Raw genomic sequence first — 2961 nt, 5'->3', positions numbered from 1 at the left:
GACTTCAACCCAGAGCGCCAGGCCGACGATAAGGAAGCCTATGATCAGGATGACGAACACCGCCGGCCCGTCGCCGGCATCGGCGTAGGAATAATCGAGGCCGCAATTGACGCAGCGCTTGCCGACAGTGAGGAAGCCGGAGAACAACCGCCCCTCGCCGCAGCGCGGGCAGCGGCCATGCAGGCCGGCCGAGATCGGATCGATCGGCGGCCAGATCGCCCTGTCTTCACTCATGGGAGCGTCGTCGCTCATTGCTTACCGCTCGATTTCGATCGGTGTGCCATCGGCCACCAGCGCCCAGATTTCGTCCATGTCGGAGTCCGTAACCGCAATGCAGCCGTCGGTCCAGTCGACCAATTGAAGCAGCCAGCCCCACCAGCCATAACCATTCGGTTGGCCGTGGATCATGATCATGCCGCCCGCGCCGACATTGCGCGCCTTGGCGGCGGCCTCATCGTCGGCATTGGGGTACGAAATATGGATCGATTTGTGCGCGATGCTGTTCGGGTTGCGCCAGTCGAGGACATAGTTCCCCTCGGGCGTGCGCTGATCGCCCTCCTGGTGCTTGTGCCCGACGGGATCGCCGCCGAGCGCGATGCCGTAGTTTCGCAGGACCTTGCCGTCGCCGATCAGTTCCAGCCGGCGTTCGGCCTTGTGAACACGCACCAGGTCCACCTTCTCGCCGGCAAAGGCCGGGAGTGCCCCGATCATCAATGCGCAAATAGCCCGGAAGATTGTCAGTCGCATTGGCTATCGATCAGCGATCATTGCGCCAAAAAGAAGAAGGCGGCCACGTTGCCGCGGCCGCCTCCAGAAATGAAAATCCCTCAGGCCTGGATCAGTGGCCCTCGATCACCGCGCCGACCGATCCCCAGACGTAGATCGAGGCGAACAGGAACAGCCAGACCACGTCGACGAAGTGCCAGTACCAGGCGGCCGCCTCGAAGCCGAAATGCTGCTTGGGGGTGAAATCACCCTTCATCGCCCGGATCAGGCAGACCAACAGGAAGATGGTGCCGATGATGACGTGGAACCCGTGGAAGCCGGTCGCCATGAAGAAGGTGGCGCCATAGATGGAATCCTTGAAAGCGAACGGAGCGTGCATGTACTCGTAGGCCTGCACCATGGTGAACAGCATGCCGAGGCCAACGGTCAGCACCAGGCCGTTGATCAGCCCCTTGCGGTCGCCGTGAAGAAGCGAATGGTGCGCCCAGGTCACCGTGGTGCCCGACAGCAGCAGGATGACGGTGTTGTAGAGCGGCAAATGGAAGGGATCGAGAACCTCCATGCCCTTCGGCGGCCAGACGCCACCAGTAAATGTGGCGCGCGCGTAGTTCTGTGCCTCACCGGCAAAAAGGCTGGCATCGAAATAGGCCCAGAACCAGGCAACGAAGAACATCACCTCCGAGGCGATGAACATGATCATGCCATAGCGCAGGTGCAGCGACACGACCCGCGTATGATGACCCTCATGCGCTTCCTTGATCGTGTCCGACCACCAGGCGAACATGGTGTAGAGGACGATCACGAGGCCGATGAAGAACAGCCACGGATTGGCGATGTTGAAGCCGAAGATCGGGAACGACCCGCCCTTCAGATATTCCATCAGGGCGACACCGCCAAAGGCCATGACCAGCGCCCCTACCGAGCCTAGGAAAGGCCATGGGCTCGGGTCGACGAGATGATAGTCATGCTGTGGTTTTGCGTGCGCGTCTGCCATATCAACCCCCGAGATTTGCTTCGGTATTCGAAATTGTCTTGCTGTTGCCATCGGTCGGCGCCGAGGAGGCGACCGGCTTGGTCTTCTCGACCGGGAACATCGTGTAGGACAGCGTGATCGTCTTCACGTCCTTGAGCTCCGGCACATTGACGATGTCGGGGTCCACGTAGAACAGGACCGGCATGTCCAGCGTCTCGCCGGGCTTCAGCGTCGTGTCGGTGAAGCAGAAGCACTCGACCTTGTTGAAATAGGGGCCCGCCAGTTCAGGCTGCACGTTGAAGGTGGCGCGGCCGGTCACCGAACGATCGAACTTGTTGGTCGCCTGGTAGTGCGCCTGCACGGTCTCGCCGATCTTCATCGTCATCGAGCGCTGGACCGGCTGAAACTCCCATGGCACGCCGGCGACGTTGGCATCGAAGCGGACGGTGATCTCGCGGTCGAGCACGCGGCCGGCATACTGCTTCTCGGCACGTTGCGTCGTGCCGCCATAGCCGGTCGCCTGGCAAAACATCTTGTAGAGCGGCACCGCGGCATAGGCCATGCCGATCATGCCGGTGAAGAAGGCGAGGCAGACAGCCGCGACGATGACGTTGCTGTTCTTGCCCGCCGCTTTCCTGGACTTCTCGACGCTCATCACATCGTGCCCAGATTGTGGCCGAACTTCACGATCGTCGCGATGTAGAAAATGACCACCAGCAGCGCCAGCGCCACGCCGATGGCGATAGAACGGCTGCGCTGCGCCTTCTTCTGACGCTCGGTCAACGTGACGGTCTCGAGCTTTTCCTCGATCATGGTCATGCTCCACCCATGGCAAGCGCGCGTTCGACAACGCTGTCGGCCAGATAGGCAGCGAAGATGGCGAAGAGATAAAGCAGCGAATAGGCGAACAGGGCCTTGGCCGGTTTCATGACGCGGTCATCGTCGGCCATGCCAAGCACTTTCCACGCGTACCAGGCAAAACCGACCCCGAGCAGCAGGGCGGCCACGCCATAGAAGGGCGTGGTGTAGCCGAGCAGCCACGGCAGCACGCCTACCGGGGCCAGCACCAGCGCATAGGCGAAGATCTGGCGGCGCGTCGAAGCGTGGCCGGCGACGTTGGGCATCATCGGAATACCGGCCTTGGCGTAGTCCTCGGATTTGAAAAGCGCCAGCGCCCAGAAATGCGGCGGCGTCCAAAGGAAGATGATCAGGAACAAGACAACGCTTTCGAGGCTGACCGTCCCGGTCACCGCGGCCCAGCC

The 2961-nt window shown here is 61.5% G+C and carries 6 protein-coding genes; all 6 read right to left on the bottom strand.

All coding sequences use genetic code 11. The annotated features are described in order from the left end of the window. The coding region (locus tag EN884_RS31255; protein ID WP_164895273.1) for a DUF983 domain-containing protein at positions 1 to 234 on the bottom strand (234 nt) is incomplete at its 3' end. A gap of 21 nt (positions 235 to 255) precedes the next feature. Continuing rightward, complete coding sequence (locus tag EN884_RS31250; protein ID WP_063167681.1) at positions 256 to 747, bottom strand: L,D-transpeptidase family protein; 492 nt, start codon at positions 745 to 747, stop codon at positions 256 to 258. A gap of 91 nt (positions 748 to 838) precedes the next feature. Next, on the bottom strand, positions 839 to 1720 hold the full coding sequence (locus EN884_RS31245) for a cytochrome c oxidase subunit 3 (protein WP_024503615.1): 882 nt from the start codon (positions 1718 to 1720) through the stop codon (positions 839 to 841). 1 nt (position 1721) lies between these two features. Beyond that, positions 1722 to 2354, bottom strand: a complete 633-nt coding sequence (locus tag EN884_RS31240; protein WP_027164147.1) for a cytochrome c oxidase assembly protein — start codon at positions 2352 to 2354, stop codon at positions 1722 to 1724. Beyond that, positions 2354 to 2512 (bottom strand): hypothetical protein, encoded by a 159-nt coding sequence (locus tag EN884_RS31235; RefSeq protein ID WP_013532777.1) that lies wholly within the window; start codon positions 2510 to 2512, stop codon positions 2354 to 2356. Before EN884_RS31235 ends, EN884_RS31240 begins: the two co-directional genes overlap by 1 nt. Positions 2513 to 2514: 2 nt before the next feature. Next, positions 2515 to 2961, bottom strand: a 447-nt coding sequence (locus EN884_RS31230) for a UbiA family prenyltransferase (RefSeq protein WP_164895272.1), incomplete at its 5' end; no start/stop codon positions are given.

Source organism: Mesorhizobium sp. M7A.F.Ca.AU.001.01.1.1 (genome assembly GCF_004022735.1).
Lineage (GTDB): Bacteria > Pseudomonadota > Alphaproteobacteria > Rhizobiales > Rhizobiaceae > Mesorhizobium > Mesorhizobium ciceri.
The sequence above is the reverse complement of the archived record's forward strand: the minus strand, read 5'-3'. Positions and strand labels throughout refer to the sequence as shown.